At 41.5% G+C, this 24012-nt stretch carries 22 protein-coding genes; 13 read left to right on the top strand and 9 right to left on the bottom strand.

Going from position 1 to position 24012, the window contains the following annotated elements; translation table 11 throughout:
* The first annotated feature begins 72 nt into the window (after window positions 1-72).
* Entirely contained in the window at window positions 73-1146 is a 1074-nt protein-coding gene (locus QP439_RS04470) for a DUF2974 domain-containing protein (protein ID WP_285387942.1), read from the top strand.
* Window positions 1147-1234: 88 nt separating this feature from the next.
* Here QP439_RS04470 and QP439_RS04465 read toward each other — a convergent pair whose 3' ends face one another.
* The 3 genes from QP439_RS04465 to QP439_RS04455 form a co-directional block, all read right to left on the bottom strand.
* Window positions 1235-2254, bottom strand: a complete 1020-nt coding sequence (locus QP439_RS04465; protein WP_049521210.1) for a YdcF family protein — start codon at window positions 2252-2254, stop codon at window positions 1235-1237.
* A gap of 68 nt (window positions 2255-2322) precedes the next feature.
* The gene (locus QP439_RS04460) at window positions 2323-2760 is read right to left on the bottom strand and encodes an Rrf2 family transcriptional regulator (RefSeq protein ID WP_223340186.1); all 438 of its coding nucleotides are present in this window, start codon (window positions 2758-2760) and stop codon (window positions 2323-2325) included.
* A gap of 75 nt (window positions 2761-2835) precedes the next feature.
* Window positions 2836-3678: a metallophosphoesterase family protein gene (locus QP439_RS04455; protein WP_223340187.1), complete on the bottom strand. Its 843-nt coding sequence runs from the start codon at window positions 3676-3678 to the stop codon at window positions 2836-2838.
* A 111-nt stretch (window positions 3679-3789) separates the two neighbouring features.
* On the opposite strand from QP439_RS04455, the gene QP439_RS04450 reads away from it, so the two are divergent.
* The 4 genes from QP439_RS04450 (at window position 3790) to QP439_RS04435 (ending at window position 6243) form a co-directional block, all read left to right on the top strand.
* The gene (locus tag QP439_RS04450) at window positions 3790-4440 is read left to right on the top strand and encodes a metal-dependent transcriptional regulator (RefSeq protein WP_000188514.1); all 651 of its coding nucleotides are present in this window, start codon (window positions 3790-3792) and stop codon (window positions 4438-4440) included.
* 119 nt (window positions 4441-4559) lie between these two features.
* Window positions 4560-5267, top strand: a complete 708-nt coding sequence (locus QP439_RS04445) for a nicotinamide mononucleotide transporter (protein WP_194251494.1) — start codon at window positions 4560-4562, stop codon at window positions 5265-5267.
* A 130-nt stretch (window positions 5268-5397) separates the two neighbouring features.
* A complete protein-coding gene (locus tag QP439_RS04440; protein ID WP_285387934.1) occupies window positions 5398-5811 on the top strand; it encodes a hypothetical protein in 414 nt (137 codons plus the stop codon).
* An 18-nt stretch (window positions 5812-5829) separates the two neighbouring features.
* Entirely contained in the window at window positions 5830-6243 is a 414-nt protein-coding gene (locus QP439_RS04435; protein ID WP_285387930.1) for a hypothetical protein, read from the top strand.
* A gap of 38 nt (window positions 6244-6281) precedes the next feature.
* Here the strand turns inward: QP439_RS04435 and dtd are convergent, their stop codons facing one another.
* Both dtd and QP439_RS04425 read right to left on the bottom strand, forming a co-directional pair.
* A complete protein-coding gene (gene dtd / locus QP439_RS04430) occupies window positions 6282-6725 on the bottom strand; it encodes a D-aminoacyl-tRNA deacylase (RefSeq protein WP_285387928.1) in 444 nt (147 codons plus the stop codon).
* Window positions 6726-6754: 29 nt separating this feature from the next.
* On the bottom strand, window positions 6755-8977 hold the full coding sequence (locus QP439_RS04425) for a RelA/SpoT family protein (RefSeq protein WP_285387926.1): 2223 nt from the start codon (window positions 8975-8977) through the stop codon (window positions 6755-6757).
* 329 nt (window positions 8978-9306) lie between these two features.
* Here QP439_RS04425 and QP439_RS04420 point away from each other — a divergent pair, with 329 nt between their 5' ends.
* The 4 genes from QP439_RS04420 (at window position 9307) to QP439_RS04405 (ending at window position 12420) form a co-directional block, all read left to right on the top strand.
* Window positions 9307-10716: an N-acetylmuramoyl-L-alanine amidase gene (locus tag QP439_RS04420; protein ID WP_285387924.1), complete on the top strand. Its 1410-nt coding sequence runs from the start codon at window positions 9307-9309 to the stop codon at window positions 10714-10716.
* 323 nt (window positions 10717-11039) lie between these two features.
* Window positions 11040-11354, top strand: coding sequence for a hypothetical protein (locus QP439_RS04415; RefSeq protein WP_101782547.1), 315 nt, complete (start codon window positions 11040-11042; stop codon window positions 11352-11354).
* Window positions 11355-11439: 85 nt separating this feature from the next.
* Entirely contained in the window at window positions 11440-11667 is a 228-nt protein-coding gene (locus QP439_RS04410) for a hypothetical protein (protein ID WP_308300788.1), read from the top strand.
* Between the two features lie 123 nt (window positions 11668-11790).
* The gene (locus QP439_RS04405; protein WP_237447019.1) at window positions 11791-12420 is read left to right on the top strand and encodes an MBL fold metallo-hydrolase; all 630 of its coding nucleotides are present in this window, start codon (window positions 11791-11793) and stop codon (window positions 12418-12420) included.
* Between the two features lie 128 nt (window positions 12421-12548).
* Here the strand turns inward: QP439_RS04405 and pepO are convergent, their stop codons facing one another.
* Complete coding sequence (pepO, locus tag QP439_RS04400; protein ID WP_285387919.1) at window positions 12549-14441, bottom strand: endopeptidase PepO; 1893 nt, start codon at window positions 14439-14441, stop codon at window positions 12549-12551.
* A gap of 177 nt (window positions 14442-14618) precedes the next feature.
* Here pepO and QP439_RS04395 point away from each other — a divergent pair, with 177 nt between their 5' ends.
* The 4 genes from QP439_RS04395 to tpx all read left to right on the top strand — a co-directional run bounded on the left by QP439_RS04395 (window position 14619) and on the right by tpx (window position 17763).
* A complete protein-coding gene (locus QP439_RS04395; protein ID WP_285387917.1) occupies window positions 14619-15341 on the top strand; it encodes a metal ABC transporter ATP-binding protein in 723 nt (240 codons plus the stop codon).
* Entirely contained in the window at window positions 15338-16186 is an 849-nt protein-coding gene (locus QP439_RS04390) for a metal ABC transporter permease (protein ID WP_094753186.1), read from the top strand. Before QP439_RS04395 ends, QP439_RS04390 begins: the two co-directional genes overlap by 4 nt.
* A gap of 31 nt (window positions 16187-16217) precedes the next feature.
* Window positions 16218-17147, top strand: coding sequence for a metal ABC transporter substrate-binding lipoprotein/adhesin PsaA (psaA, locus tag QP439_RS04385; RefSeq protein ID WP_045611179.1), 930 nt, complete (start codon window positions 16218-16220; stop codon window positions 17145-17147).
* A 124-nt stretch (window positions 17148-17271) separates the two neighbouring features.
* Window positions 17272-17763, top strand: coding sequence for a thiol peroxidase (gene tpx, locus QP439_RS04380; protein WP_285387911.1), 492 nt, complete (start codon window positions 17272-17274; stop codon window positions 17761-17763).
* 95 nt (window positions 17764-17858) lie between these two features.
* Here tpx and QP439_RS04375 read toward each other — a convergent pair whose 3' ends face one another.
* The 3 genes from QP439_RS04375 to QP439_RS04365 all read right to left on the bottom strand — a co-directional run bounded on the left by QP439_RS04375 (window position 17859) and on the right by QP439_RS04365 (window position 23918).
* Complete coding sequence (locus QP439_RS04375) at window positions 17859-20567, bottom strand: FtsX-like permease family protein (protein ID WP_285387909.1); 2709 nt, start codon at window positions 20565-20567, stop codon at window positions 17859-17861.
* Between the two features lies 1 nt (window position 20568).
* Window positions 20569-21270, bottom strand: a complete 702-nt coding sequence (locus tag QP439_RS04370; RefSeq protein WP_223340191.1) for an ABC transporter ATP-binding protein — start codon at window positions 21268-21270, stop codon at window positions 20569-20571.
* Window positions 21271-21506: 236 nt separating this feature from the next.
* Window positions 21507-23918, bottom strand: coding sequence for a glycoside hydrolase family 95 protein (locus QP439_RS04365; RefSeq protein WP_285387905.1), 2412 nt, complete (start codon window positions 23916-23918; stop codon window positions 21507-21509).
* Window positions 23919-24012 lie beyond the last annotated feature (94 nt).

Raw genomic sequence — 24012 nt, 5'->3', positions numbered from 1 at the left:
AGAGAGCTCGTACAAACCAACTAGTAAATTCTATGTGATTGTGATAAGATAAATACAAAGAAAGGAGTTCTTATGCCCAATATTTTTGGCTATCTGAAAGATGTCGCACACGATTCCTTTTACGACCTACCTTTGAATGAATTAGATGTTTTAGCCTTAACAGAAACAACCTACCTCTCCTTTGATAATCTGGTCTCCACAAATCCTCAGCGACTTTTAGACCTGGCACCTCAGGTTCCAAGGGAGCCTAACATGTTGACTAGTAAAAATCGCCTCCAGCTATTAGATGAACTAGCTCAACACAAACGATTCAAAAATTGCAAACTCTCCCATTTTGTCAACGACATCGACCCTGAGCTGCAAAAGCAATTTGCAGCTATGACCTACCGCCTCACTCTCGATACCTATCTGATTGTTTTTCGAGGTACAGATGACAGTATCATTGGCTGGAAGGAAGATTTCCACCTAACCTATATGAAGGAAATTCCTGCTCAAAAGCACGCTCTCCGCTATTTAAAGAACTTTTTTGCCCGCCATCCTAAGCAAAAGGTCACTCTGGCTGGGCATTCCAAGGGAGGAAATCTAGCCATCTATGCTGCTAGCCAAATTGAGCAAAGCTTGCAAGATCAGATTACAGCAGTTTATACCTTTGATGCGCCTGGTCTCCATAAAAAACTGACACAAACCGAGGGCTATCAAAGGATAATGGATAGAACCAAGGTCTTCATTCCACAAGGTTCCATCATCGGTATGATGTTGGAAATCCCTAACCACCAAATCATCGTGCACAGTACTGCCTTAGGTGGTATCGCCCAGCACGTTACCTTTAGTTGGCAGATTGAAGACAAGCACTTCGTCCAACTAGATAAAACCAACAGTGATAGCCAACAAGTTGACACAACCATCAAGGAGTGGGTGGCCACAGTCTCTGACGAAGAACTCCAGCTCTACTTCGACCTCTTCTTTGGCACCATTATTGATGCTGGTATTAGCTCCATTAATGACCTGTCTTCCTTAAAGGCGCTTGAACACATTCATCATCTCTTTGTCCAAGCTCAATCTCTCACTCCAGAAGAAAGGGAAACCATGGGACGCCTCACCCAGTTATTAATTGATACCCGTTACCAAGCCTGGAAAAATAGATAGTAGCTTTCAAAAATCAAATGTATATAAAACAAAAGACCTAGAACACAGACTTTCATGTGCATTCTAAGTCTTTTTTAATAAAATCTAACTACCAAATAACCCCTTTATAGGCTAACAAAATGATAACTAACAGCAGAACATACAAGGCAAGGAAGAGCCATTTCATCTTGACACAGAGCGCTACGTACTCCCGAATAAAAGCAGATGGTATGTAGTAGCCTGCCGTCCTACATCCGAGGCCATCTCCCTTCATATTTAACTTACGCGCATAGGTACTGGTACGAAAAACATGATAGTCATTTGTAACAAAGAGGAATTGAGGTTTGGCTACCAGTTCCTCACCAAGTTCCTTAGAAAAGAGAAGGTTCTCGTAGGTAGTCCTTGATTGATCTTCCAGAATAATCGCATCTTGGGGAACATCTGTCTCTTCAAGAAGATAGTTTGTAATGGCCTGCGCTTCAGAAATCTTCTCATCTCCTCCTTGACCACCACTGGCAATGATTTTGATATGAGGATTCTTAGACTTGTGATAAGCTTCCACTGCCTTATCAATTCTCCTCTTCAGCAAAGGTGTTACCTTTTCTCCGTCTAACAAACCTGCACCATGAATGATAATAAAATCATAATGCTTCTTCTTAGGAATAAAGAGATACAAGATAGAGTACAGAATAAAAGCCACAAAAGCAAAACCAAAAATAAAGTAAGAATAAGCAATAAATGCAAATAAAATATTTAGAAAGTGATTGGTGTAAAATAATTCATGTCGTCCTCCCAATCGAAATGACATCAAAGCAAAAAATAGCAAAATGACTATTCCAAGGAGCATGGAGAGATAATTAGCCTTTGAACGTCCCTCTCGCTTCAACAAAATGACCCCATTATAGATTAGAAAGATGCCACTTAGAAAAAGCAAAAAAGGAAGTAAAATAAAGGGAAATATAAAAAAAGCGAAATGAATCTTCTCATACCCATTTTGATAAAAAAGGTAGCCTAGATAAAAATAACTGGAAATGAGGGATAATAAGAATAATACTGGATTCCACAAACTTCTATTATCCTTCCAAAATGACACTATAAAGGCCAACACAATTCCTATAACGAGATACATTTCTTCCTCCTTTAATGATTCTATTTTATCACAATTTTACATAGATAAAAAGAGGGCATCTATCCCTCTCAATCCTTCATCTGACTCTCTGCATCGGTCACGACTTGTTCTAAACTGGTCTGACCGAGTTCAGCCTCCATAGCCAGCTGGATTCTCTCCAATTTTTGATCCAAAACATCATGAATATGAGCTCCAACTGGGCAATTTGGATTCGGGTTGTCATGAAAACTGAAGAGTTGACCAGTCTTTCCAAGACACTCAACCGCTTGATAAACATCTAATAGACTAATGTCTTTGAGATCCTTAACAATCTCTGTTCCCCCTGTTCCGCGCGCTACTGAAATCAACTCTGCCTTCTTCAACTGGGACAAGGTCTTTCTGATAATGACAGGATTGACCCCGACACTAGCAGCCAGAAAATCACTGGTCACCTTGCTTTCCTTCCCCTTGAGGGCAATGATTATCAGCATATGAGTCGCAATGGTAAATCTACTTGGAATTTGCATACTCTTCTCCTTTTTACGAGGCTAGCCTACCTCTACTCTTCTCTTTCTTTTATTATACCCTTTTTGGTTGTAATGTCAATTATTACCACTTTTCAACCAAGCATCTAATTCCCTATCATAGCCCTCTTTCTGGGCCAATTCTCTCAGAAATTCCTGATGATGAGTATGATGGATACCATTGACTATACTTTCATAATAAACCTCAAAATAGGGAAGTTTGAGGTCTTTAGCCAACTGCAATTCAGCTGCCACATCGTAGTCCACCCGTCGGAAGTCCATATCTACCAAGCCCTTGTCATCAAACTCTAAAATCATATACTGGGCTCGCAAGTCCTTCCGCAACTGGGTATCTAGAAAGAAAGGCTGGCCAATTGAACCCGGATTAACAATCAATTGCCCACCAGTCCCGTAACGAAGCAACTGCTGGTGAATATGACCATAAACAGCAATATCACAAGGCGGATTGGTCACCAAGCGGTCAAAATCCTCTTGCGCTCCAGTATGAATCAACTCTCTCCCCCAGTTCTTATCAGGAAGATGATGGCTAATTCCCACCGTCAAATCACCAAACTGACGATGAATCTGGAGTGGTTGATTGTGGAGCAGTTCAATTTCTTCTAGGGAAATTTCCTCTAAAACATACTGGCACTGGCGCAAGAGATAGCGTTGACTGGGACGAGTACTATCCAATTCCTTGCGGACACCATGCCAAAGACTGTCTTCCCAGTTTCCCAAAACTCTAGCCGTAATCGGTAGTTGAGCCAACAAATCCAAAATCCTTCTACGCCCTGTCCCTGGCATGAGAATGTCTCCCAAAAGCCAGTATTCATCCACTCCTAGCTGCCGCGCATCTGCTAAAACTGCCTCTAAAGCAGTGGTATTACCATGAATATCTGAAAGAAGAGCTATTTTCGTCATATCCATCTCCTCGTTTTTTCTCTTGCAATAAGTATAACATAAAAAGTCACAGCTAGAGAAATCTAGCTTTTTTTGATATACTAGATATAGATATTAGACAAGAGGAAGCGAATGACCCCGAATAAAGAAGACTATCTAAAATGTATTTATGAAATTGGCATAGATTTGCATAAAATCACCAATAAGGAAATTGCGGCTCGCATGCAAGTCTCTCCCCCTGCCGTAACTGAAATGATTAAACGGATGAAGAGCGAAAACCTCATCCTTAAGGACAAGGAATGTGGCTATCTACTGACTGACCTCGGCCTCAAATTGGTCTCTGAGCTCTATCGTAAGCATCGCTTGATTGAAGTTTTTCTAGTCCATCATTTAGACTATACAAGTGACCAGATTCACGAGGAAGCTGAGGTCTTGGAACATACTGTCTCTGACCTGTTCGTGGAAAGACTGGATAAATTGCTAGGATTTCCCAAGACCTGTCCTCATGGAGGAACTATTCCTGTCAAGGGAGAACTCTTAGTTGAAATCAATAACCTGCCACTAGCTGATATCAAGGAAGCTGGCGCCTACCGCCTGACTCGGGTGCACGATAGTTTTGACATTCTCCATTATCTGGATAAGCACTCACTTCGCATCGGTGATCCGCTCCAAGTCAAGCAGTTTGATGGCTTCAGTAACACCTTTACTATCCTTAGTAAAGACGAGGATTTACAAGTGAATATGGACATTGCAAAACAACTCTATGTCGAGAAAATCAACTAATTTCTCAAGTCCCCCAACCAACCCTGAAAGTTTTATTTTCAGGGTTTTATTTCTATCATTTGATTTTGCTTTCATTTAATTGTAGAATATTTGTAAAAAAAAGAAAGATAGTTTAAACTATGAAAAAATCACTAAAAATTTTTGCTACATCTAAATGGTTTGACCTCTTTGGGGTTGCTTTAGTCGTTGGGATTGCGATTGCATCTGGTTACCTCAACTCCCGCCTCGATAAATTCGTAGACTGGGGACCATGGACAGCTCTTGTACCCTTTGGATTGATTTCCGTAACCAACGTTGGGATTTCCATGTTGTCCACTCGTTTCACGGGGAAATTAAGCAAATGGGGAAATTACTTTGGTATTGTTAATACCATTTTGTCCGGTGCTATTGATTATATCCTTGGAAATAAGGCGGCTATTATCACCTATCCCGTCACCTTCCTCATTTATACCTTTGCTATTAAGAAATGGGAAGCTTCGCAAGAAGGCAGACCCAACCAAATGAGCCAAAAACAGCTAAAATTGGCGGCCATCATTATTTCCATCATCGCCTTCCTCTTTGCCTTTGTGACAAACTATATCGGCTATGGGGGCAAGATGAATCTCCTTGCCTACGTAACAACTATTGCCTTTGCACTGTCCCTCATTGCAAATGCTTTGAACGCATTGAAACTAACAACTCAGTGGGGCTTTTGGTTGATTTACAATTTCGTTCAGCTGACAAAAGCTGGTATTCAAGGAAACTTCGCCAATATCGGTAAATACATCTTTTATATCCTCAATGCAATCGGAGCTTTATTTGTCTGGAATGATGAAGAAGTTAGATAATAGAACAAAACTCAAATAAAGAATACTAGCCAACTTAAGAGAATCTCCCTTCTGCTATTTTTATCATTTTAGTTGTAACTTCTATTCTTTTGGAGTAGAATGAAGATAGATAAAAGAGGGAGGTCATCTTATGAAAAATCTCTTTAGAATCCATTTTACAGCAATTGCAGTTATCGATTTGCTACTATTTGCATTTTTTACCACTAGACCCGAGACAGCTTTAGAATGGCTCTTGCTCTCTGGTTTTATTTTCCTCCTTGCTCAGGGACTCCTGCTATTTCGCTTGGTTTTCCGACTCAAACATCAATTCGCTGAGATTTATCCTCAAATCAATAAAAAGATTCGCTTCTATTATTTAGGAGTTCTCACCATTGATTTTCTATTTTTTATCCTTTTAGCCTTCACTAGTTCTCAGCGTTCTCCCTCTCTTATGCCAATTGTCACTGCTTGCCATTCTACTTTTTATTATACGACGACTAACTACCTAAGAGACAACTATTCAGATTTTTACAACAAACACATCACTTTATGGGAGTGCCTCTAAAGAAAAGGAGGTTTTAGCATGAAAAAAATCATCTTCATCAAAACCATTCAACTCCTTGTCATTGATGGAATCATGCTGGCATTTTTGACATTTAAAGAGAGACTTACTTGGGATTGGATTTTGATTTATAGCGGTTGGCTCATTTTCTTTCATCCTGTGCTATTGACCTATCTTTCCAACCAACTTTGTGACCACTTTAGTCAACTCTATTCTCAGATTAGACCGAGATTCTGGCGCTTTGCATTACAAATCCTCCTATGGGATAGCCTGATGATTCTCTCCTTGATATGTTTAAGTGGTATCCCACTTTTCCTCCAGGGAACTCTCCTAATCCTAGGACACCTCATCCCTTCCTATCACATAAGCCAAAGTTTGAAAAGAGACTTCCCCAAGGCCTATCAGGAACAGATTTCATTTTGGAGTATTTTATGATAGATGAGAAAAACCAAGCCGGCCGGGCTTGGTCTTTCTTATCTATTTTTAGTATCAAGAATAATGGTAACTGGTCCATCATTAACCAGCTCAACCTGCATGTCCGCACCAAAGATACCTGTCTGAACGGGCACTTCCTGCGCTAATTTTTGATTGAAAGCGTCATAGAAGTCTGATGCCATATCAGGCTTGGCTGCGCCTGTAAAGGCTGGACGATTGCCCTTCTTAGTATCCGCAAAGAGAGTAAACTGAGAAATAGAGAGGATTTCTCCCTCAATATCTTTGACAGACAGGTTCATCTTGCCTTCTGCATCTGAAAAAAGCCGCATATTGACAAGCTTTCTCACAGCATAGTCCAAATCTTCCTCTTGGTCCTCTGGTCCAACACCAACCAGCAATAAAAGCCCCTGATTGATTTTCCCATGAATCTGACCTTCAATACTCACTTGGGCTTTTTTAACCCGTTGGATAATGATTTTCATAATAGCCTTTCTAGTAAGAACTAGGACAATTAGCCGTTGGTTCGTTTGACAGAATAAACTTCTGGCACGCTCTTAATCTTGTCCACAACCGTAGTTAGCGTCGAGAGGTTGGCAATGCCAAAGGATACATGGATATTAGCAAACTTCATATCCTTGGTTGGTTGGGCGTTTACTGTTGAGATATTCTTGGTTGTGTTTGAAAGAACTTGTAGTACATCGTTCAACAGTCCTGTGCGGTTGAGTCCATAAATATCGATATGAGCCATATACTCCTTATTCGAACTAGAGTACTGGTCTTCCCATTCCACATCAAGGAGACGTTGCTCGTAGTTTTCTTGGGCACGCAGGTTCATACAGTCCACACGGTGAATAGCTACACCACGACCCTTGGTAATATAGCCAACAATATCATCACCAGGAACTGGATTACAACACTTGGCAATCCGCACTAGGAGTCCTGAGGCACCTTCAATGACCACACCACCCTCATGCTTGACTTTGAGGGTTTCTTTATTTTCAACCTTGATCTCGCCACCTTTGACAAGTTCCTCTGCTTCAGCCTTGGCCTTGGCACGCTCTTCTTCACGGCGTTCCTTTTCAGTCAGACGGTTAAAGACAGTAATAGCACCGATTTCTCCAAAACCAATGGCCGCAAAGAGAGATTCTTCTGTCTTGTAGCTGGTCTTTTGCAGAACTTGGTCCATATGACGCTTGTCCATGAATTTATTGGCCACATAGCCATTTTCTTGGAACTGGGTCATCAACATTTCACGACCCTTGTTGACTGACAATTCCTTATCTTGGTTTTTAAAGAACTGACGAATCTTGTTACGCGCCTTGCTGGTCTTGACCATATTGAGCCAATCACGGCTCGGTCCAAAAGAGTTCGGGTTGGTGACAATTTCAACCTGATCCCCGGTCTTGAGTTTGGTTGTCAAAGGAACCATACGGCCATTGACCTTAGCACCCGTCGCTTTTTCACCGACTTTGGTATGGATTTCATAAGCAAAGTCAATCGGTCCTGAATCTTTTGGAAGGGAACGAACAGCTCCATCTGGGGTAAAGACGTAAATCTCCTCAGCCAGATAGTTTTCCTTAACAGAATCAACAAATTCCTTGGCATCATCAGCCTGGTCTTGGAGCTCCATCATCTCCTTAATCCAGTTCATCCCAATAGCTGATTCCTTGCTGTTAACCTGCCCCTTAATACCTTTCTTATAAGCCCAGTGGGCCGCAACCCCATACTCAGCCACCTCGTGCATGGCTTTAGTTCGAATCTGGAACTCAATCGGCCCTTTTGGCCCATAAACAGTCGTATGGATAGACTGGTAACCATTGGCTTTGCGGTTAGCGATATAGTCTTTAAAGCGACCTGGCATTGGTTTCCAAAGTTCATGTACATAACCAAGCATGGCATAAACATCACTTTGGGTATCCAAAATACAACGAATGGCAATCAGGTCATAGATTTCCTCAAAACGTTTTCTCTTATCCTGCATTTTGCGGAAAATCGAGTAAATATGTTTGGGACGACCATAAATCTTCCCTTTTAAGTGACGATCTGTCGTATAGTCTTCTAATTTTGTGACCACCTCATCCACCAAGGCTTCACGCTCTCTGCGCTTTTCCTTCATCATATGGGTAATCTTATAAAACTCCGTAGGATTGAGATAACGGAAAGATAAGTCTTCCAATTCCCATTTGACACTGGAAATCCCCAAACGGTGGGCAAGTGGGGCATAGATTTCCATAGTTTCTTTGGAAATGCGCTCCTGCTTGTCTTTTCGAAGGTGTTTCAGAGTCCGCATATTGTGCAAGCGGTCCGACAGTTTGACCAAAATTACTCGGATATCCTCAGACATGGCCATGAGCATCTTGCGATGATTTTCAGCTAACTGTTCTTCATGAGATTTATACTTAACCTTACCGAGCTTGGTAACCCCATCAACGATTACGCGCACATCAGGACCAAACTCTCTTTCCAAATCATCCAAGGTCGCATCAGTATCTTCCACCACATCATGCAAGAAACCACAAGCTACCGTTACGGCATCCAGCTTGAGTTTGGCTAAAATACCTGCCACTTGAATAGGGTGAATAATGTAGGGTTCGCCAGATTTCCGATACTGGCCACTGTGGCATTCCACCGCATAGACCAAGGCCTTATGGACAAAATGGACATCCTCTTCCGTTAAATATTCTTTGGTTAAGGCGACAACTTCTTCGCCTGTTAAATTCACTTCTTTTGGCATCTCTACTCTCCAATTCTTCCTACCATTTTATCACTTTTTTAAGAATATGAAAACTAGAAAAAGAGGATTCTAAAGCTTATTCAGTTTGTTGGGAAGGAGGATAAAATAATATTCACACTAAAACAACAAATTTATATAGTTCTTCATCTAACTTTGTTTTGATATTGTCTGCGTTAAAAGTTAGTAAAATGAAAATACTTTCTTCTTTTTCAATAAGAAAAGATTTGATATTTTGGTAATTTTCTAACTTTTTTAGTGTATAATGGTAATATGAACAGTTTTTTTTACGATAATTACTGAATTTTCATCTCTCTAGAAAGGTATCTCATATGAAATCACACAAAGGACTGACACTTTTAGCTTTGGCTGTTCTTGGCTTATCCAGTCAAGTCGTTTCGGCTGATGATACGAGTCATTCTATTAGTAACCATATTAGTAGTTCTACAACTACTTCTGCCAGCAATTCTCAAGCTAGTACAGAAACTTCGACAAGTACAGCTAGTTCAAGTGAGCAAGAAAGCAAACCTTCTCTTTCTACGGAAACCAAACCTAATCAACCTATACAAACTGGCTGGGTAAAAGAGGGGAACAAGTGGACGTTTTACAGTCAAACTGGGGTCAAATTTATAGATACTCTCTATGATGGTTATTTCTTTGATAGTCATGGCTACTTGCTTGAAAACACTTGGTACCAAATGGGAAATAATTGGTACTATATCAATGGTTCAGGTAAATATTTATCCAACCAATGGAGCCAAATCAATGGCAAGTGGTATGCTTTTGATGGCTACGGTAGAATGTTGGCCAATGTCTGGAAAGGCGATTACTACCTCAAATCCAGCGGAGCTATGGCAGATAAGGAATGGGTCTACGACCAAGGCTACTCTAGTTGGTTTTACCTCAAATCTGGCGGACGCTATGCTCAAAAACAATGGATTGGTTCCTACTATCTTAAATCTGGTGGCTACATGGCCCATAAGGAATGGATTTATGACTCAGACTATCAAGCTTGGTACTATCTTAAGGACGATGGTGTCTATGTTACAGGTACCTATGCTGTGGATGGTAAAAACCAGCTCTTCCTAGGGAATGGAAAATGGGTTCGTGAAGTAGCACAAGGTTTTCAAAAAGGACATTACTCTAAAACTATCTTTCTCGATCCAGGTCACGGTGGTAAGGATCGCGGTGCTTATTACTATGGCATAGCTGAGAAAGAATTGAACCTACAAGTTTATCGTAAGCTACGTAAACGACTAGAAGGACTAGGCTATACCGTTCTAACTTCTCGAGATAGTGACATAGACGTTGATTTTATTACTGAACGTTCTCGCATGGTTAATAAGACCAATGCTGACTTTTTCATCAGCCTTCATTTCAATGCAAAAGGGAATGATACAACCGTTAATCTTGGTATCCAGACCTATTCTTACAAGGATGAACCTGGTTTCCCTAGCAAGATTAACAAGGAATGGCACAACAATCCTGAACGGATGGGTGAAAGTAATCGTCTCGCAGCTGATATTCATTCTTCACTGCTAGCTGAAACTGGAGCCAGAGATGCTGGACTTTTGCAAGCTACCTTTGCTGTTCTACGTGAAACAGCTAAACCAGCTGTTTTGCTAGAGATGGGATATATGGATAATCCAGAAGAAAACAAAAAAATCCGCAGTAGTGAATACCAAGATAAACTGGTTGAAGGGATTGTCAAGGGAATCCAGAAATATTACGCTGGCAATTAAAGCAGTTTAAGTCTCGAATTCATTCGGGGCTTATTTTTCTTATCCAAATTGTGTTCTTCTTGCTAGACCTATTTCCTTTTTCAGCTTATTCTCCCCAACTGTGCTATACCTATCTAGGAAAAAATAATTCAGAATTGCTTGACAATTCTGAAATGTTTTTTTATAATATGTTATACAGTTAGATTTTCTATTTAGGTGATAGAAGGAGAGATAGACCAACGGAAACCATATTGTAATCTAAATATAATTTAACTCCCTATGCTTATCACTTTTTCATTCAAGTAAATATATTTGAATGACGTCATTTTACAAAGGAGTATCCTATGAAAAAAATTGTACTAACACTATTAGGAGCTACTGCTCTATCTATTGCCGTTCCAATCAATGCTGCTGAAACCAATACAACAAATAACTTTGAAGGTCCTCGTTATGAGCGTATATATTCTCATAGTTATAGTAAAACAGTAACAAAATACTATAACGATGATGGTTACATCCCACCAACTATCTACTATTCAGAATATAATGATGGTTTCCATTCAACCTTCAAAGGAACACTTGAAATAGATAGTGTACGAAGATCAAACGGTGGAACTCGTGTCACATACACTGGTACCTTGACTGGATTTTGGAATTAAAATCCTCAAGATGCTTTCTTTTATCCTTTAGTTTATAAGGAGAACACCTATGAAAAAAACTGCTATTTCTATCTTTGCTCTCCTAGTGTTAGGAGTTAGCTGCCTGTTCCTATTCAGCCAGCAAGGCTATAAAAAAACAGTCGTTCAATACTATGCTAACGACCAGAACCTGCCCAATAGGATAACTTATAGTGAATATAGCGATAAACGAGAAGCCAACTACGGTGGCACTCTAAACATCACATCTATCAAACAAGCTAATGACGGAGTTTATGCAACCTATGAAGGGCAATTGACACCTCTCCAATATTGATAAATTGATAACCAGCCTGTCTTCATCTAGTCATGCTGGTTTTTAAGTTCATTCTAAATCCTTACCTATTCTCCCCAACTGTGCTATACTTATCTTAGTACATTCTTTGAGATTGGAGCTAGTATGAAAATCCATAAAACTGTAAATCCTGTTGCCTATGAAAATACCTATTATCTAGAAGGTGAAAAGCACCTCATCGTTGTCGATCCTGGTAGCCATTGGGAAGCTATTCGTCAGACAATAGAGAAGATCAACAAACCAATCTGCGCTATTCTCTTGACCCATGCCCATTATGACCATATCATGAGTCTGGACTTGGTTCGCGAGACTTTTGACAATCCTCCTGTCTATATCGCAGAGAGTGAAGCCAGCTGGCTCTATACTCCTGTCGATAATCTCTCTGGTCTCCCTCGCCACGATGATATGGCAGATGTGGTCGCAAAACCGGCTGAACACACCTTTATCTTTCACGAAGAATACCAACTGGAGGAATTTCGTTTCACTGTCTTGCCAACACCAGGTCACTCTATCGGCGGTGTTTCTATCGTCTTTCCTGATGCTCACCTAGTCTTGACAGGTGATGCTCTTTTCCGTGAAACAATCGGACGGACCGACCTTCCAACTGGCAGTATGGAACAACTACTTCACAGTATCCAGACCCAACTCTTCACCCTACCAAACTATGATGTCTATCCAGGACATGGTCCAGCTACTACTATTGCTCACGAAAAAACTTTCAATCCTTTTTTCTAGTAAAATGATGACAATCAATAGCACAATTCAAGTAAACTATCCAGCAAATCTTTCTATTACAAAAGGCATCCAGTCAAGGTTTTCACACCTGATTGGATGCCTTTTTTCTGATGACTAGATTTTTTGCCTTACCAAATAATCACGCGGTCTTCTGGTGAACGCCACATACCGTCTCCTTCTTTGACATCATAGGTTGTAAAGAAATCATCGAAGTTTGGTACTTGTACATTGACACGGAGTTTGGCTGGTGCGTGCACATCGACGCTAGCCAAAAGTTTCATAAATTCTGGACGACCTTTCATGCGCCAGATGCGACCGAAGTTGTAGAAGAATTCTTCTGCTGAGAAGTCTGGTTCTCTCTTAGCTGCTTCAAGCGCTGCAGCGATTCCTCCTAAGTCAGCTACGTTTTCTGATACAGTCAATTTACCATTGATGGTTGCTCCATAAGAATCTTGTCCATCAAATTGGTCAATGACTTTTTGTGTTTTCTCCTTGAAGGCAGCATAGTCACTCTCTGTCCACCAATCCTTAAGGCTACCATTTTCATCAAAGGAAGCTCCGTTGGTATCAAAGGCGTGGGAAATTTCATGGGCAATAACTGCCCCAATACCACCGTAGTTAGCAGAAGATGACTGATGCAAGTCATAGAAAGGTGCTTGTAAAATAGCTGCTGGGAAGACAATCAGGTTCTTCTGTGGATTGTAGTAGGCATTGACCATATGAGCAGGCATGCCCCACTCCTTGTAGTCTACAGGCTGGTTCCACTTGCTCCAACTGTGTTTGATTTCCACACGCGCAAAAGCCAGAGCATTTTCAAAAAGACTAGCATTTTCATCCACTACCTTGTCCTTGTAGCGTTCTGGCAATTCTTCTGGATAACCGATATAAGGTTTGATAACATTGAGTTTAACGATGGCCTTGTCACGAGTTTCTGGAGTCAGCCAGTCATTTTTAGCCAAACGTTCCTTATAGACATCAATCATAGTTGCCACTTTTTTCTCTACATCTGCCTTGGCCTCTGGAGAGAATTTTTCATGGGCATACCAGAGACCCAAGGCTTGTTTGAAAGGACCTTGTGCTAGCTGGTAGGCTGCCTTGACCTTGTCTTTGGCTTCTGGAACTCCTGAAAGCGCACGGCTATAGGCACCTGACAAGACACGGATTTCTTCTGTTAAATAGCTGGTTGAGAGATTCACAACACTTAAAATTAAGGTTGCCTTGAGGAGAGGCCAAGCTTCTTCACTGTAGAATTGCTCTGCTGCTTGCCAGAAACGTTCCTCGTCTACGATAACCTTGTCTGGCACTTGTCCAAGAACGGCTTGGAAGAAGTCATCCAAAGGTAGGGCAGGCGCAAATTTCTTGAAATCTTCGTAAGCATATGGGTGGTAGAGTTTAGCATACTCTGAACTTTCTTCATTAGAAAGCACTACTGCCGCAATTCGGCGATCCAATTCTAGTCTTTTCTCTAGCAAGTCTTCAATTTCTGTATCAGAGAAATCATAAGCCTTGAGGAGATCTGCGCTACTTTCTTTCCAAAGAGTCAAGAGCTCTTCGCACTGAGGATGGTCTTCTGCATAGTAGGTCGTATCTGGCAGGATTGTTCTTGGAGCACTAGCCCACAGAACATTGATTCTGGCATCCATAAAGTCTGGCGATACACCAAAAGGAAGGAAGTTTGGTTTTCCTGCAAGCTCAAACTCTGCTAGTCTAGCTGTAAAATCTGCAAAAGTCTCCAATTCTTGGAATTCTTTAAGAAGAGGCAAAACAGGTGTAATACCGTCAGCTTCTCTCTTATCAAAATCACGAACTAGGCGGTGGTATTTGATAAAATTTTCCAAGATAGAATCCTCAGGCACTTCTTCTCCTGCCAACCACTTGTCTGTTGTCGCTAGCATCAGGTTTTCAATTTCCTGGTCTAAATCAACAAAACCTCCCGTTTGAGACTTATCTGCTGGGATTTCAGCAGTCTTCTGCCATTCTCCATTGATTGCATCATAAAAATCATCTTGATAACGTGTCATCTTGTTCTCGCTTTCATTTGTACTTGCTTTTAGCTTAACAAAAATTACTTGGGAATGCAATTAAAAATGAACTGATATTTTCTATTGTTTTTCAGTTATTATTTTAATTTTTTTAAAAATTAACTTGACTTAATTTTTTTTTTAAGGTATATTAAGAGACAGGAGGAATACAAGTTTATGATACATATCGAAAACCTCAGTGTCTCCTACAAAGAAACGTTGGCACTTAAGGATATTTCACTAGTGCTCCATGGACCAACAATTACCGGTATTATTGGTCCAAACGGTGCTGGGAAATCAACATTATTAAAAGGGATGCTGGGAATTATCCCACATCAAGGTCAGGCATTTCTCGATGACAAGGAAGTTAAAAAATCCTTACATCGAATCGCCTATGTCGAACAAAAAATCAATATCGACTACAACTTTCCCATCAAGGTCAAGGAATGTGTCTCGCTAGGACTCTTTCCCTCTATCCCTCTCTTTCGAAGTTTAAAGGCTAAACATTGGAAGAAAGTGCAAGAGGCCCTTGAAATTGTCGGTCTAGCTGACTACGCTGAACGTCAAATCAGTCAACTGTCTGGAGGTCAGTTCCAGCGGGTCTTGATTGCCAGATGTTTGGTGCAGGAAGCCGACTATATCCTCTTGGATGAACCCTTTGTTGGGATTGACTCTGTTAGTGAGGAAATCATCATGAATACGCTGAGAGATCTGAAAAAAGCTGGGAAGACGGTTCTCATCGTCCACCACGACCTCAGCAAGGTTGCCCACTACTTCGATCAAGTCTTGCTTGTCAATCGAGAAGTGATTGCCTTTGGTCCAACCAAAGAAACCTTTACCGAAGCCAATCTCAAAGAAGCTTATGGTAATCGACTCTTTTTCAATGGAGGTGACCTATGATTGCAGAATTTATCGATGGATTGCAAAAATTCCATTTCTTACAAAATGCCTTGATAACAGCTATTGTCGTCGGGGTCGTAGCTGGAGCTGTAGGATGTTTCATCATCCTACGCGGGATGTCACTCATGGGAGATGCCATTTCACATGCTGTCTTACCAGGTGTAGCCCTCTCCTTCATCTTGGGCGTTGACTTCTTTATCGGAGCCATTGTCTTTGGATTGCTAGCTGCTATCATCATTACCTACATCAAGGGGAACTCGATTATCAAAAGCGATACCGCCATCGGCATTACCTTTTCTTCTTTCTTAGCCCTCGGTATCATCTTGATTAGTGTCGCTAAAAGTTCAACTGACCTTTTCCATATCCTTTTTGGTAATATCCTGGCCGTCCAAGATACGGATATGTTTATTACTATGGGTGTAGGAGCAGCCATTCTCTTGTTAATCTGGATTTTCTTCAAGCAACTCTTGATAACATCCTTTGATGAACTCTTGGCTAAAGCCATGGGAATGCCTGTCAATTTCTATCACTACCTTCTCATGGTACTCTTGACTCTCGTGTCTGTGACAGCCATGCAAAGTGTCGGAACTATCCTGATTGTAGCCATGCTGATTACCCCAGCTGCAACTGCTTATCTGTATGCTAATAGCCTAAAAAGCATGATTTTCCTTTCCTCAACCTTTGGAGCGATAGCTTCAGTTTTGGGACTCTTTATCGGTTATAGCTTTAACGTTGCGGCAGGTTCTAGTATCGTGCTCACAGCTGCTAGTTTCTTTCTCATTAGCTTCTTTATCGCTCCAAAACAACGATATTTGAAACTGAAAAATAAACATTTGTTAAAATAAGGGGCAAAACCCCAATAAATTGGAGGATCTAATGAAAAAATTAGGTACATTACTTGTTCTCTTTCTTTCCGTCATCGCTCTTGTAGCATGTACTAGTGGAAAAAAAGATGCAGCTTCTGGTCAAAAACTAAAAGTTGTTGCTACAAATTCAATCATCGCTGATATTACTAAAAATATTGCTGGTGACAAGATTGATCTTCACAGTATCGTTCCTGTTGGTCAAGACCCACACGAATACGAACCACTCCCTGAAGACGTTAAGAAAACTTCTCAAGCTGATTTGATTTTCTATAACGGTATCAACCTTGAAACAGGTGGCAATGCTTGGTTTACAAAATTGGTAGAAAATGCCAAGAAAACTGAAAACAAAGACTACTTTGCAGTCAGCGAAGGCGTTGATGTTATCTACCTTGAAGGTCAAAACGAAAAAGGCAAAGAAGACCCACACGCTTGGCTTAACCTTGAAAATGGTATGATCTTTGCTAAAAATATCGCAAAACAATTGAGCGCTAAAGACCCTAGCAACAAGGAATTCTACGAAAAAAATCTTAAAGAATATACTGATAAGCTAGACAAACTTGACAAGGAAGCTAAGGAGAAATTTAACAACATCCCTGCTGAGAAAAAACTCATTGTAACCAGCGAAGGATGCTTCAAATACTTCTCTAAAGCCTACGGTGTCCCAAGTGCCTATATCTGGGAAATCAACACTGAAGAAGAAGGAACACCTGACCAAATCAAGACCTTGGTTGAAAAACTTCGCCAAACAAAAACTCCTTCACTCTTTGTAGAATCAAGTGTGGATGACCGTCCAATGAAGACTGTTTCTCAAGACACAAACATCCCAATCTACGCACAAATCTTTACTGACTCTATCGCAGAACAAGGTAAAGAAGGCGACAGCTACTACAACATGATGAAATACAACCTTGATAAGATTGCTGAAGGATTGGCAAAATAAGCCTCTGAAAAACGTCATTCTCACATGTGAGATGACGTTTTTTCTATACCCACATTTCCAGTCAAATCATTGGAAAATTCCGACTGTTTTAGCTAAAATGGAAGAAAAAAGATTGGAGTATCCTATGGTAACTTTCCTCGGAAATCCTGTGAGCTTTACAGGTAAACAACTACAAGTCGGCGACAAGGCACTTGATTTTTCTCTCACTACAACAGACCTTTCTAAAAAATCTCTGGCTGATTTTGATGGGAAGAAAAAAGTCTTGAGTGTCGTGCCTTCTATCGATACAGGCATCTGCTCAACTCAGACGCGTCGTTTTAATGAAGAACTGGCTGGACTGGATAATACAGTTGTCTTGACTGTTTCCATGGACCTCCCTTTTGCCCAAAAACGTTGGTGTGGTGCTGTGGGAATTGAAAATGCCATCATGCTCTCGGACTATTTTGACCATTCCTTTGGACGTGATTATGCCCTCTTAATCAATGAGTGGCACCTATTGGCACGCGCAGTCTTTGTCCTCGATACTGACAATACCATTCGCTACGTTGAATACGTGGACAATATCAACTCTGAACCAAACTTCGAAGCCGCAATTGTAGCTGCTAAAGCCCTATAGAAAAAATCCTCTGTCACAAAGAGTTCCCTACTCTTTGAAACGGAGGATTTTTGTTTACGAGTAAATATAAGTTTAAGCTACTAAAAACAACTAGCTTACTCTACGGATTTCAAGGCTTCAAGCATATCAACCTTTCTCAGATGATGATTGACAAAGAAACCAAGTAGGGTCAAGATGATGCTTACTGCTGCCACTGGGATTACATAGACTTCCCAGCCTACCTGCGGATAAAAGAGAATAGTAGCAGGCGAAATCATTTGAATCAAAAATTGATGTAAATAGAAACCAGATACCAAACCAAGTACGATTCCCACAAGGGACAGCACAATCGTCTCACGGTAAATGTAGAGAGTGACTTCATTATTATGAAAACCGAGAACCTTGATAGTGGAGAGTTCACGGATTCTCTCAGCTACGTTAATGTTGGTTAGATTGTAAAGGATAACGATAGCCAACAGAACCGATACGATGACCAAGATGGTCATGGTCTGATTGAGTGAGCTAGCGACGGAGTCAAAGAGTCGAATGGCTGAAGCATTTTGGACAACGCTGGACACCGCAGCTTGATTCATAAGTAAGCCGGCCTGCCTTTCGATACTAGTTGCACTGGTATCCCTTAGCGAAACCAGATAAGTGTTGGCTTGGGGTAGCTGGCCGTAAATTTGCTCATAGCTAGCCTGACTCATATAAATAAAGTGACCAACGTAGTTCTCAGTAATAGCAGCAACCGTTAATTCCTTACCTTCAATTTCTAGAGTTTGTCCAACCTTGACACCTGCCAGCTGGGCAAGTTTAGCTGTAATAACGACGCCATCTTTTAATGTCAGCTCCTGCTGATGATGTTGCAGATGGATAAAGGGAGTCAAATCCTCCTTCTCTGTCATCATAAGAGTAACAGTCTGAAGACCAGCCTTGCCTTTAAAATCCTTGTCTAGCGTCTTAGAATAAATTTTCTGGTAGGCTTGAATAGCCTGACCTTTCAACACTTCTTCTAGATTTGCCTTGTCTTGATTGGTCGCACTAAGATTTTCAGAGACAATCATTTGATACTGTTGGATTTGTTGAAACTGTCTATACGGAACTCCTGCTACAGAGGATTGAATTCCCAAACCTGCAAAGAGCAGAGCGACTGAACCTGCCACACCAAAGATCGTCATCAACATCCGCTGTTTATAACGGAAGATATTACGGGCTGTTACCTTATGGGTAAAACTGAGACGACGCCAGATAAAACCGATGCGCTCTAGTAAGATTTCAGCTCCTTTAACAGGAGGTTTAGGCAATAAAAGCTGGGCTGCTTCGTCATGAAGTTCCCTACGAGCTACCAAGTAGGCTGGTAGCACACTCGCCAACCAACTCAAGACAAGAGCCAGTAAGCTATAGGTCCAATAGAACTGAATCTGGGTTTCTCCCACCACCATGCCTTTTGTAATGACACTTGAAATCACACCTGCTAGTAAATAATGTCCAAGTATGCTACCTAGAGCTGTTCCTACAGTCCCAGCTACTAGACCGTAGAGGAGAAACTTGACGATAATATCCTTACTACGATAGCCCAAGGCCTTAAAAATCCCTGCATGAGTTCGCTCTTCATCCACAAAACGAGTCATGGTTGTAAAGGTCACCATAGCTGCTACGGCATAAAGCACTACAGGAAAGATATTGCCCACTGCCCGAATACTGGCTGAAGCATTGCTGTACATGAGGTAGCCCTGACCGCCAGGCATGGTCTGACGATTATAGACTTGATACTTGGGCTCAGCCAAATCATCCAATACTTGCTGATGTTTTTCTAATTTTTCCTTTTCTTGAGCTAGATTCTGTTCAGCCTGCTTTAGTTTATCCTCTTCCTTGCCCAATTCCTGCTTAGCTTGGGTAAGTTGAGAACTAGCTTGCTCTCTCTGGGCTTGAGGAAGCAAGGCTAGTTGACTTTCCTGAGCCTGTAAACGAGCTTGAGCAGCTGCTAAACGACGCTTGCCTTCCTGCAAATTAGTCTGAGCCTTATCAAGGGTCTCTTGTCCCTTATCGAGAGACTCTTGTCCTTCTTTTTTCAAGACTTGCAGACGTGCCTTACCATTATCTGATAGAGCTTGTTCAAGTTCTTCCTGATGTTTCTTGGATTTTTCTTCATAAGCTGATGAAAAAGCATTTAAGCCTGCTAAATCTTGATATTTCAAGCGTGCTATATTATAGACTTTTTGATCAAACTGGCTAGGTAAAATCACCCCGTAGGCTGTCAGAGTCCCACTTCCACTTCCTGCGTATCCCATATCTCGCTGAGAGAGGATTTCAGCCGAATCCACAAAACCAGTAATGGTAAAAGTATTGTCTTTTAAAGAGGAATGACCGCCTTCTTTTTCTTTAAAACTAATCTCCTGTCCTACACTGTATTGACCCTGCAAATGACTGGCCAAAGCAATTTCCTGGTCTGACTGCGGAAGTCGCCCCTCTCTTAACTGAAAGGTTGAAATTCGCTCTGGTTTGGAATATAGCCGAATGGCATCCTGCGCATTTTCCATAGTCACATCTGTCAAATAGCCAAACTCAACCTCTGCGCCCTCTATCAGTTCTAGTTCTTCTTGATCTGTTTGATCCAAACCATAATTAGACATGACTGCCAAATCCAAGGTTTGAGCAGTTCTTAAATAAGCATTAGCAGTTGCCTCCATGTTGGGACTGGTTACTTTGAGGCCTACTAGGGCTAGAGATCCCAACATCATCAAGGTCAAGATGGATAAAAAACGCCCCTTGGAGCCGCTGAAGGACTGAATCAAGTCCTTCCAATAAGTTTTTCGCTTGATCATGCTAATACTCCAAACTGTCAATATCCTGAGGATGCTGGTTGATCACCACATCCTTGACACCGGCATCGTGCATATGAATCACACGATCAGCAATGGGCGCCAAAGCTCCATTATGAGTCACGATGATCACCGTCGTTCCCTTTTGACGAGACATATCTTGGAGAATTTTCAAGACTTGCTTGCCCGTCTGATAATCCAAGGCACCAGTCGGTTCATCGCAAAGGAGAATTTTAGGATTTTTGGCTACCGCGCGTGCAATAGAGACTCGCTGTTGCTCCCCTCCAGACAGCTGAGCTGGGAAATTATTGAGACGATGAGCCAGACCTACATCTGTCAAGACCTGCTCAGGATCCAAGGCATCTGTCACGATTTCAGAAGCCAGTTCCACATTTTCCTTAGCGGTTAGATTGGAGACTAGATTATAAAACTGAAAAACAAAACCGACATCATTTCTACGGTAATTGGTGCGCTGGTGGGAACTATAGTCTGCAATATTGACACCATCAATCCAGATTTCCCCTTCATCATTAGTATCCATGCCTCCAAGAAGGTTAAGAACTGTTGACTTACCAGCACCTGACGCACCAAGGATAATCACCAGCTCCCCTTTTTCAATTTCAAAATTCACATCACGATTGGCCACAATCTCCGTGTCCCCAATCTGATAACGCTTGTAACAGTGTTTCATCTCAATATAAGCCATCAGACCCACCCTCTCTCAAACAAATTACTTCCTACTACCATTATAACGCTTTTTCAACTAGTTGGAAACTGCTCATACTCAATGAAAATCAAAGAGCAAACTAGGAAGCTAGCCGCAGGCTGTACTTGAGTACGGCAAGGCGAAGCTGACGTGGTTTGAATTTGATTTTCGAAGAGTATTACATTCTCAAATCCTTCAAAAAAGTCAGTCTCAAACCACTGCCTTCTATCCTCTTCTTAAAAATAGAATTGAACCATATCGCCTTCTGCAGTCTCCACTGAAATACAATCTTTCCCCATGCATTTCACTTCTGCTTTTTCTTGATTGACTTCAATCACACTTTTTTCAATACCTGGATAAGAAACTCGCAAATCTCCTCCACTTCTTGATAAAATGGTCATCTGTAAGAGTTTTTTATCCTCCCAGCGCATACTAACTTCAAAATGTCCACGTGCCATTAAGCCTGAAACGGAACCTGATGACCATGCATCAGGTAGGGCAGCTAGGGGCATCAGATAAGCTGTATGAGACTGGAGCAACATTTCTGCCATGCCACTCGTAGCACCAAAATTACCATCTATCTGAAAAGGAGGGTGGCTACACCAAAGATTTGGCAAGGTGGATGACTTTAACTGCTCTGCTAATAATTTATGGGCTCGATTGCCATCTCCTAGACGCGCCCAAAGATTGATCTTATTAGCCTTGGACCAACCTGTCCCGCCATCTCCACGATCATTGAGACTAGCACGCGCCGCATCAAGATACTCTTGCCCTATATAGCTAAAGAGATTGCCAGGATAGAGTCCCACCAAATGGGAAGCGTGCCGATGATGGAGCTCCACTTTCTCATTTTGAAAATGCTGCTCTTCCTCTTCATACCACTCCCTGATTCGACCAGATTTAGTGATTTGCAAAGGATTAAGCAGGTCAAACTTCTCCTTGACTTCAATCAACAAGTCCTCATACAGCCCCAATTCTTGAGCAGCCTGAATAAAATCATGGAATAATTGCCAAATCAGAGATTGGTCATAGGTATTGCCAATCGAAATCGGCCCATGTTCTGGTGAGTAAGATGGAGAAGAAACCCAACGCTGCGCCTGCTGATCCTCATGTAAAAAAGCATTCCAAAAACGAACCGTTTCCCTCAACATGGGATAAATTTTCTCCCTGAGATAGTCTGGATCCCTGTAAAATGAATAGGCTTCATAAACGGTTTGCATCATCCACGCATTGGCGGCTGGTGACCAACCCCAATAGTAATCCCAACCAGGTGCCGTCCAACCAAAGGGAGTCGCTTGAGTATGAACCAACCAACCATTCTCCTCCCCTTCCTGAGAGACGATTCCTGCATACCTTGCAGCTGCTAGGCGACCATAGACTCGCAAATCATCGATATAGTTGATGACCGGAAAGGCCGTCTCTAGAAGATTAGTAACATAGGCTGGCCAATAATTCATCTGCAAGTTGATATTCAAGTGATAGTCCGAATTCCAAGGAGGATTGTCGACCGCATTCCAGACTCCCTGTAAGTTAGCTGGTAGGGCATCTGGGCAATCTCTAGAAGAACTAAGCAATAAATACCGTCCATACTGGAAGAACAACTCCTCCAAAGCCTGTCCTTCTTGTGGCTTATAATTTTTTAGCAAATCATCTGTAGTGGATGCTTCAACTTCAGCTCCCAAATCCAATTGAACACGCTGGAATAAGGCTTGGTAGTCCTCAATATGCCTTGATTTCAATTGGGCATAGCCCTTTTCTTTAGCTGTCTCCACCAAGTCTTTTACCTGTTGCTCTAAATCTAGTTTCTTGCGATAATTGCTAGCAGGATTTTGGGCAAAATCTGTCTTAGCTGCTAAGAAGAGATTAGCATAACTGGCTCCTGATATCTGAACCTGATCTGACCAGACTCTAATGTCTCCATCCGTTTCCCAAGCTAGATAACTAGCAAACCGCAGGTCATTGTCCTTAACTCTTCCCTTCATCAAGATATGAGAATCAGTAATATCCAACTTACATTCCTTGTAATCAGATTTTTCCTGCTCATACTTTCCATCAGAAGCCAAATCGCGGGTCAGCGACAGTTCTATAGTAAAATCTAGAGTTTCCGCCCCTTCCTTAGTAAAGCGCTGAACCAAGAGATCATCTGGAAAACTGGCAAAAGTTTCACGTTCAAATCTCGTTCCCTTATAGACATAAGAAGTCGTCGCAAGTGCCTTACTGATATTAAGAAGTCTCTGGTAATCCGTCACCTGAGACAAAGTCTTGCCTTGATTGCTAAAATCAATGTGAATATCCCCAAAGGACAGATAGGTTCCATATTGACTCGTTTTGGGCCCGACCAAGTGCTGTTCAGCCAGTTCCTTAGCAGTATTGTAGTCTCTCTTCTCCAAAGCTTGCCGAATCTCAGCTAAAAAAACATACTGATCCTGAAGATTTCCACCCTGATAGTCGGAACTATCTGGTTGAGGTCCACCAGACCAAAGGCTCTTTTCATTGAATTGAATCCGCTCAGCTCCAATAAGCCCAAATACTTTTGCCCCTAAAGAACCATTGCCTATCGGTAAGGCCTCTTCTTCCCAACCCTTATATGTCATTGACGCTGGTTGCTTGTAGGCCAGTACATAATCTTGTTTTTTATTCCTTATCATACTACCATACTAACATAAAAGGCTCTATAATATTTGTAGTGGGTAAATCCCCTATAGATATTATGGAGCCTATTTTTGTGTAGAAAAAAAGTCC

This window comes from Streptococcus sp. UMB1203, assembly GCF_030217725.1.
In the GTDB taxonomy this organism is placed as follows: Bacteria; Bacillota; Bacilli; order Lactobacillales; family Streptococcaceae; genus Streptococcus.
This window is presented reverse-complemented; position numbering and strand designations above follow the sequence as displayed.

Bases quoted from the DNA above. Each gene is read 5' to 3' on its own strand.
- QP439_RS04470 (WP_285387942.1), top strand. From the start codon at position 73: ATGCCCAATATTTTTGGCTATCTGAAAGATGTCGCACACGATTCCTTT.
- QP439_RS04465 (WP_049521210.1), bottom strand. From the start codon at position 2,254: ATGTATCTCGTTATAGGAATTGTGTTGGCCTTTATAGTGTCATTTTGG.
- QP439_RS04460 (WP_223340186.1), bottom strand. From the start codon at position 2,760: ATGCAAATTCCAAGTAGATTTACCATTGCGACTCATATGCTGATAATC.
- QP439_RS04455 (WP_223340187.1), bottom strand. From the start codon at position 3,678: ATGACGAAAATAGCTCTTCTTTCAGATATTCATGGTAATACCACTGCT.
- QP439_RS04450 (WP_000188514.1), top strand. From the start codon at position 3,790: ATGACCCCGAATAAAGAAGACTATCTAAAATGTATTTATGAAATTGGC.
- QP439_RS04445 (WP_194251494.1), top strand. From the start codon at position 4,560: ATGAAAAAATCACTAAAAATTTTTGCTACATCTAAATGGTTTGACCTC.
- QP439_RS04440 (WP_285387934.1), top strand. From the start codon at position 5,398: ATGAAAAATCTCTTTAGAATCCATTTTACAGCAATTGCAGTTATCGAT.
- QP439_RS04435 (WP_285387930.1), top strand. From the start codon at position 5,830: ATGAAAAAAATCATCTTCATCAAAACCATTCAACTCCTTGTCATTGAT.
- dtd (WP_285387928.1), bottom strand. From the start codon at position 6,725: ATGAAAATCATTATCCAACGGGTTAAAAAAGCCCAAGTGAGTATTGAA.
- QP439_RS04425 (WP_285387926.1), bottom strand. From the start codon at position 8,977: ATGCCAAAAGAAGTGAATTTAACAGGCGAAGAAGTTGTCGCCTTAACC.
- QP439_RS04420 (WP_285387924.1), top strand. From the start codon at position 9,307: ATGAAATCACACAAAGGACTGACACTTTTAGCTTTGGCTGTTCTTGGC.
- QP439_RS04415 (WP_101782547.1), top strand. From the start codon at position 11,040: ATGAAAAAAATTGTACTAACACTATTAGGAGCTACTGCTCTATCTATT.
- QP439_RS04405 (WP_237447019.1), top strand. From the start codon at position 11,791: ATGAAAATCCATAAAACTGTAAATCCTGTTGCCTATGAAAATACCTAT.
- pepO (WP_285387919.1), bottom strand. From the start codon at position 14,441: ATGACACGTTATCAAGATGATTTTTATGATGCAATCAATGGAGAATGG.
- QP439_RS04395 (WP_285387917.1), top strand. From the start codon at position 14,619: ATGATACATATCGAAAACCTCAGTGTCTCCTACAAAGAAACGTTGGCA.
- QP439_RS04390 (WP_094753186.1), top strand. From the start codon at position 15,338: ATGATTGCAGAATTTATCGATGGATTGCAAAAATTCCATTTCTTACAA.
- psaA (WP_045611179.1), top strand. From the start codon at position 16,218: ATGAAAAAATTAGGTACATTACTTGTTCTCTTTCTTTCCGTCATCGCT.
- tpx (WP_285387911.1), top strand. From the start codon at position 17,272: ATGGTAACTTTCCTCGGAAATCCTGTGAGCTTTACAGGTAAACAACTA.
- QP439_RS04375 (WP_285387909.1), bottom strand. From the start codon at position 20,567: ATGATCAAGCGAAAAACTTATTGGAAGGACTTGATTCAGTCCTTCAGC.
- QP439_RS04370 (WP_223340191.1), bottom strand. From the start codon at position 21,270: ATGGCTTATATTGAGATGAAACACTGTTACAAGCGTTATCAGATTGGG.
- QP439_RS04365 (WP_285387905.1), bottom strand. From the start codon at position 23,918: ATGATAAGGAATAAAAAACAAGATTATGTACTGGCCTACAAGCAACCA.